Origin of the sequence: Cupriavidus sp. SK-3 (genome assembly GCF_000611145.1) — a bacterium.
In the GTDB taxonomy this organism is placed as follows: Bacteria; Pseudomonadota; Gammaproteobacteria; order Burkholderiales; family Burkholderiaceae; genus Cupriavidus.
Genome location: NZ_JFJV02000004.1, coordinates 11,812 through 17,984, shown reverse-complemented (window position 1 = coordinate 17,984; position 6,173 = coordinate 11,812). Strand labels below are relative to the sequence as shown.

The window sequence follows — 6,173 nt, the reverse complement described above, 5'->3', positions numbered from 1 at the left end:
GCATGTCCTTGAGCGGGGCACGATAGGTCATCGATGTCTCCGGATATGTATAAAAAAGCCGTTCTCGGGCAAGCCCGGAACGGCTAGTACTTCCTGATCGAACCCGGCGTGTCGAACGCCGCGCCGGGCTGCGGGGATCAGCCCAGCGCTGCCACCAGTTCGGGCACCACGGTGTTCAGATCGCCCACCAGACCGTAGTCGGCCACCGAGAAGATCGGTGCTTCGGCGTCCTTGTTGATCGCCACGATCACCTTGGAGTCCTTCATGCCGGCCAGATGCTGGATCGCGCCGGAGATACCGATGGCGATATACAACTGCGGCGCGACGATCTTGCCGGTCTGGCCGACCTGATAATCGTTGGGTACGAAGCCGGCGTCCACGGCAGCGCGGGAAGCGCCCATCGCGGCGTTCAGCTTGTCGGCCAGCGGCGTCAGCACCTTGGTGTAATTCTCGCCGGAACCCACGCCACGGCCACCGGACACGATGATCTTGGCGGCAGTCAGTTCGGGGCGGTCGCTCTTGGTGACTTCGCGCGAAACGAATTGCGAGATGCCAACATCGGCCACGGCCGGCAGGTTCTCCACGGCGGCCGAACCACCTTCGGCGGCGGCGGCGTCAAAGCCGGTGCCGCGCACGGTGATGACCTTGACCTTGTCCGCCGATTGGACGGTCGAGATCGCGTTGCCGGCGTAGATCGGACGCTCGAAGGTATCCGGGCTGTCGACCTTGGTGATGTCCGACAGCTGGGCCACGTCCAGCCTTGCGGCCACGCGCGGCAGGATGTTCTTGCCGTACGGGGTGGCGGGCGCCAGGATGTGGCTGTAGTCGTTGGCGATGGCCAGCGCTTGCTCGGCCACGTTTTCGGCCAGGCCGTCGCCGAAATACGGGGCGTCGGCCAGCAGCACCTTGGACACGCCGGCGATCTTCGCTGCGGCGGCTGCTGCGGCGGCGGCGTTGGCGCCAGCCACCAGCACGTGGACGTCGCCGCCGCACTGGGCGGCTGCGGTCACGGTGTTCAGCGTGGCGGCCTTGATGGATTGGTTGTCGTGTTCAGCAATGACGAGTGCAGTCATGTTTTATCTCCTGGCGCGCTCAGATGACCTTGGCTTCGTTCTTCAGCTTTTGCACCAGCGTCGCAACGTCCGGCACCATCACACCCGCGCTGCGCTTGGGCGGCTCGACGACCTTGAGGGTCTTCAGACGCGGCGCCACATCCACGCCGAGATCTTCCGGCTTGACGGTGTCGAGCTGTTTCTTCTTGGCCTTCATGATGTTGGGCAGCGTCACGTAGCGCGGCTCGTTCAGGCGCAGATCGGTGGTCACCACCGCCGGCAGCTTGATCGACAGGGTCTCCAGACCGCCGTCCACTTCACGCGTCACCGACGCCTTGCCATCAGCCACCACCACCTTCGAGGCGAAGGTAGCTTGCGGCAGGCCTGCCAGCGCAGCCAGCATCTGGCCGGTCTGGTTGGAGTCGTCGTCGATGGCCTGCTTGCCCAGGATCACCAGTTGCGGCTGCTCCTTGTCTACCAGGGCCTTGAGCAGCTTGGCCACGGCCAGCGGCTGCAGGTCTTCGTTCGATTCGACCAGGATGCCGCGGTCAGCGCCGATGGCCATCGCGGTACGCAGGGTTTCCTGGCACTGGGCCACGCCGCAGGACACGGCGATCACCTCGGTGACCACCCCGGCTTCCCGCAGACGCACCGCTTCTTCCACGGCGATTTCATCAAACGGGTTCATGCTCATCTTGACGTTGGCCAGATCCACGCCCGTACCGTCCGACTTCACCCGGACCTTGACGTTGTAATCCACCACGCGCTTGACTGCGACGAGTACTTTCATGCGCTCACTCCACTGATAGTCGATAGTCAGAAATTTGGTTCGCTTGCCATTATAACCACCGGCTGGGTGGCACTCTTGTTTTTCGAACGGTCGTACTATTTTATCGGTAAAGAATTGCCGGGCATAGCCCGGCAACGTGAAAACTTGCCCGCATTGTGCCGCAGGATGCCCTGCGTTACACGATTTTCGCGGCTTTTTTCAACTTACCAAGCGGTAATCACCGAATCCTTGAAAGTGCTATGGACGTACTGCTTGATCTCCGGCGAGTGGTAGGCCTTGACCAGCTTGGCCACCCAGGGCTTGTTCCTGTCGGCTTCGCGGATGGCGATCAGGTTGGCATAGGGGCCCTTGGGGCCCTCCATGGCAATGGCATCCTTGGTGGGCGACAGCCCAGCCGACTCGGCGTAATTGCCGTTGATGGCGGCGGCGTCGAGGTCGTCCAGCGAGCGCGGCAGTTGGGCGGCATCCAGCTCGACGATCTTGATCTTCTTCGGGTTGGCGACGATGTCCAGCGGCGTGGCCTTCAGGCCGGCATCGGCGCGCAGCTTGATCAGACCCTTGCTTTGCAGCAGCAGCAGGCCACGGCCACCGTTGGTGGGATCGTTCGGTACACCCACGCGCGCGCCGTCCTTGATCTGGTCGAGTGACTTGATCTTCTTGGAGTACACGCCCATCGGGAAAGTCACGGTGAAGGCGATGTGGGTGAACTTGTAGCCACGGTCCTTGATCTGCGCTTCCAGGTAAGGCAGGTGCTGGTAGCTGTTGGCATCCAGGTCCCCCGAAGCCAGCGCCGCATTGGGCTGGATGTAGTCGCTGAATTCCACCACCTGGATATTCAGGCCGTCCTTGGCCGCGACCTTCTTCACCTGCTCCATGATCTGGGCGTGCGGGCCGCCGGTGACGCCGATCTTGATCGGCTTTTCCTGCGCCATGGCGCCAGTGGCCAGGCTGGCGCCCAGGGCGGCGCCGACAATCCATTGCAGCAAGTTACGACGTTGCATGTTGACTTCCTTTTTCTCGATTTCTCTAAGTCTTGGTATGTAGCCGGGTGGAACGCCGGATTACTTGTGGCTGATGCGGCGCACCAGCCAGTCACCGAAGCTTTGCACGGCTTGCACGAAAACAATCAGGATCACCACCACCGCCACCATCACCTCGGTGATGTAGCGCTGGTAGCCGTAGCGGATGCCGAGGTCGCCCAGGCCGCCGCCGCCGATGGCCCCGGCCATGGCCGAATAACCCACCAGGCTGACGAAGGTGATCGTCAGGCCAGCCACGATGCCGGGCATGGCTTCGGGCAGCAGCACCTTCATCACGATCTGGCCGGTGGTCGCGCCCATCGACTGGGCGGCCTCGACCAGGCCCTTGTCCACCTCGCGCAGCGCGCTTTCCACCAGGCGCGCGATAAACGGAATCGCGGCGATCGTCAGCGGCACCACGGCCGCGGTGGTGCCGATCGACGAACCGACGATGAAGCGCGTGAACGGGATCACCACCACCAGCAGGATGATGAAAGGAATCGAACGCACGGCATTGACCACCACGCCGATGGTGCGGTTGAACAGCGGATGCGACAACACGCCGCCGCGGTTGGTCAGGTGCAGCAGCACGCCCAGCGGCACGCCGAACAACGCGCCGACCACGCCCGAGATCGCCACCATCAGCAGCGTCTCGTTGAACGAGGTCAGGAACAGGTCAAACATTTCAGACCACATGCTCGAGCTCCTCCACCACTACGCCTTCCTGTTGCAGGTATTCCATCGCCGCCTTCACATCGGCCAGTTCGCCGGTGGCCATGATGGCCAGCGAACCGAAGGCCTGGCCCTGGATCTCGTCGATATGCCCGTGCAGGATATTGAAGTCCAGCCCGTAGCGGCGGATCGCCTGGGCCAGTACTGGCTGGTCCACGCCTTCGCCCGTGAACGCCAGGCGGTAGACGTGGTCGCGCCCGTTGCCGAGCCGGCTTTCCACGCGCTTGAGCACGCTGGGCGGCAATTCCTGAGCGATCACGTCGCCGATCATGGCACGCGTGACCTCATGCTGCGGGCGCAGGAACACGTCGATGACCCGGCCGGTTTCCACCACCTGCCCGGCTTCGAGTACGGCCACGCGGTCGCAGACCTGTTTGATCACTTCCATCTGGTGCGTGATCATGACAATGGTCAGGCCGAGCTCGCGATTGATCTGCTTGAGCAGCTCCAGGATGGCGCGGGTGGTTTCCGGGTCGAGGGCGGAGGTGGCCTCATCTGACAGCAGCACCTTGGGCTTGCTCGCCAGCGCGCGGGCAATCCCCACGCGCTGCTTCTGCCCGCCGCTGATCTGGGCGGGGTAGCGGTCCTTGAGCGCCGTCAGGCCAACCAGTTCCAGCAGCGGCAGCACCGTGTCGGAGATCTCGCTCCGAGACTTGCCTGCCAGCTCCAGCGGCAGCGCCACGTTGTCAAAGACGGTACGCGACGACAGCAGGTTGAAATGCTGGAAGATCATGCCGATGTCGCGGCGCGCCTTGCGCAGCGCGCCGCTGTCGAGCGCGGTCAGCTCCTGTCCGGCCACGATCACGCGGCCTCCGCTGGGGCGATTGAGCAGGTTGATGGCGCGCACCAGCGTGCTCTTGCCAGCGCCGCTACGACCGATGATGCCGAAGACCTCACCCGCCGCAATGGACAGGTTGACGTCCCGCAGCGCATGCACTTCCCCCGACCCTCCGGGAAAGCGTTGCGAAAGACCTTGCAGTTCGATCATGTGAAAAGAAAACGGCAACAGGCGAGAATGTCTCTCTAGCGCTGTTGCCGCATTTTATTTTTTGGGCGAAGCTCGCATTTTAAGCGATCCGCTTCATACCAGAAACGACTTTTTACCGATGTCTTTATATGCTCAAGGCATAAAGACCACAAAAAAGCCGTTTATGCGCCACGCCAGGACGGCGGACGCTTGTCGATAAAGGCCTGGACGCCCTCCAGCGCCGCCGGATCCATCATGTTGCACGCCATGGTCTGCCCCGCCAGCTGGTAGGCCGCCTCGATTCCCATCTCCAGTTGGCGGTAGAACAAGCCCTTGCCGGCGGCCACCGCGGCGGCCGGCTTGGCGCAGATGCTGGCGGCCAGGCGGGCAACCTCGGCGTCGAGGGCGTCGGCGGGCACCACGCGGTTGACCAGCCCGCGGTCCCGGGCCTCCATGGCATCGATCATGTCTCCGGTCAGCAGCATCTCCATCGCATGCTTGCGCGACAGGTTGCGCGACAGGGCCACGCCCGGCGTCGCGCAGAACAAGCCGAGATTGACGCCGGACACCGCGAAGCGCGCCACATCGGCCGCCACCGCCAGATCACACATCGCCACCAGCTGGCAGCCGGCAGCCGTGGCGATCCCCTGCACGCGCGCGATCACCGGCTGCGGCATCTTCTGCATCGCCATCATCATGCGGGTGCAGCGATCGAACAGGCGGCGATAGTAGTCGTGCGAAGGGGCAGCCCGCATCTCCCGCAGGTCGTGGCCGGCGCAAAATGCCCGGCCGGCGGCGGCCAGCACCACCACCCGGACCGAGGCGTCGGCGCCAGCGCGGGAAAATGCATCAAACAGCGCATCCAGCAGGTCTTCGGACAAGGCGTTGAACGCCTCGGGGCGGTTCATCGTCAGGCGCAGCACGCCCGGTGCGTCCAGGCTTTCGCTCACCAGCGGCGTTGCGGTGCGGTTGTCGGTTTCAGCCATCCAGGGGCCTCCTATCGTTCGAGCAGCACCTTGAGGTGCGCACACACGCTGCGGCTGAGCGCGCTCAGGTTATAGCCGCCCTCCAGGCAACTGACGATGCGGCCTTGCGCATGCGCGCGGGCGACATCCACCAGTTGGGTCGTGATCCAGGCGTAGTCCTGCTCGACCAGCCCCATCTGGCCCATGTCATCCTCGCGATGGGCGTCGAAGCCCGCCGAGATAAACAGCATCTGCGGCTTGAACTCGTTCAGGCGCGGCAGCCAGATCGTCTCCACCACCTCCCGCACCGCCATGCCGCTGGTATAGGCCGGCAGCGGGATGTTGGACATATTGGTGGCAATGTGCTCGGTACCGCTGTAGGGATAGAACGGATGCTGGAAGAAACTGCACATCAGCACCCGCTCCTCGCCGCGGAAGGCGGCCTCGGTGCCGTTGCCGTGGTGCACGTCGAAATCGACGATCGCCACGCGCTCGAGGCCATGCGCGGCAAGCGCGTGCCGCGCCGCGATCGCCACGTTGTTATAGAAGCAAAAACCCATGGCCCGGTCCGGCTCCGCATGGTGGCCAGGCGGGCGCACGCAGCAGAAAGCGCTCTCGAACTCGCCCGCCATCACCGCATCGGTGGCG

The 6,173-nt window shown here is 63.8% G+C and carries 6 protein-coding genes and 1 pseudogene; all 7 read right to left on the bottom strand.

From position 1 onward, the window contains the following. Window positions 1–137 precede the first annotated feature (137 nt). Complete coding sequence (locus CF70_RS00235) at window positions 138–1,073, bottom strand: electron transfer flavoprotein subunit alpha/FixB family protein (protein WP_035858830.1); 936 nt, start codon at window positions 1,071–1,073, stop codon at window positions 138–140. Window positions 1,074–1,092: 19 nt separating this feature from the next. Next, the gene (locus tag CF70_RS00230) at window positions 1,093–1,842 is read right to left on the bottom strand and encodes an electron transfer flavoprotein subunit beta/FixA family protein (RefSeq protein WP_035858827.1); all 750 of its coding nucleotides are present in this window, start codon (window positions 1,840–1,842) and stop codon (window positions 1,093–1,095) included. Window positions 1,843–2,045: 203 nt separating this feature from the next. Beyond that, complete coding sequence (locus CF70_RS00225) at window positions 2,046–2,843, bottom strand: MetQ/NlpA family ABC transporter substrate-binding protein (protein WP_035858825.1); 798 nt, start codon at window positions 2,841–2,843, stop codon at window positions 2,046–2,048. A gap of 60 nt (window positions 2,844–2,903) precedes the next feature. Next, window positions 2,904–3,557, bottom strand: coding sequence for a methionine ABC transporter permease (locus CF70_RS00220; protein WP_035858822.1), 654 nt, complete (start codon window positions 3,555–3,557; stop codon window positions 2,904–2,906). Next, a complete protein-coding gene (locus CF70_RS00215; protein ID WP_035858819.1) occupies window positions 3,547–4,581 on the bottom strand; it encodes a methionine ABC transporter ATP-binding protein in 1,035 nt (344 codons plus the stop codon). The genes CF70_RS00220 and CF70_RS00215 overlap by 11 nt, the downstream gene beginning before the upstream one ends. Before the next feature lie 161 nt (window positions 4,582–4,742). Next, window positions 4,743–5,546: an enoyl-CoA hydratase gene (locus tag CF70_RS00210; protein ID WP_035858816.1), complete on the bottom strand. Its 804-nt coding sequence runs from the start codon at window positions 5,544–5,546 to the stop codon at window positions 4,743–4,745. Window positions 5,547–5,557: 11 nt separating this feature from the next. Then, a pseudogene (locus CF70_RS00205) lies at window positions 5,558–6,173 on the bottom strand (histone deacetylase family protein); the annotation flags it as partial.

What these genes read in the sequence shown, in the direction of transcription:
- CF70_RS00235 (WP_035858830.1), bottom strand. Translation starts at nt 1,073, where the DNA reads ATGACTGCACTCGTCATTGCTGAACACGACAACCAATCCATCAAGGCC.
- CF70_RS00230 (WP_035858827.1), bottom strand. Translation starts at nt 1,842, where the DNA reads ATGAAAGTACTCGTCGCAGTCAAGCGCGTGGTGGATTACAACGTCAAG.
- CF70_RS00225 (WP_035858825.1), bottom strand. Translation starts at nt 2,843, where the DNA reads ATGCAACGTCGTAACTTGCTGCAATGGATTGTCGGCGCCGCCCTGGGC.
- CF70_RS00220 (WP_035858822.1), bottom strand. Translation starts at nt 3,557, where the DNA reads ATGTGGTCTGAAATGTTTGACCTGTTCCTGACCTCGTTCAACGAGACG.
- CF70_RS00215 (WP_035858819.1), bottom strand. Translation starts at nt 4,581, where the DNA reads ATGATCGAACTGCAAGGTCTTTCGCAACGCTTTCCCGGAGGGTCGGGG.
- CF70_RS00210 (WP_035858816.1), bottom strand. Translation starts at nt 5,546, where the DNA reads ATGGCTGAAACCGACAACCGCACCGCAACGCCGCTGGTGAGCGAAAGC.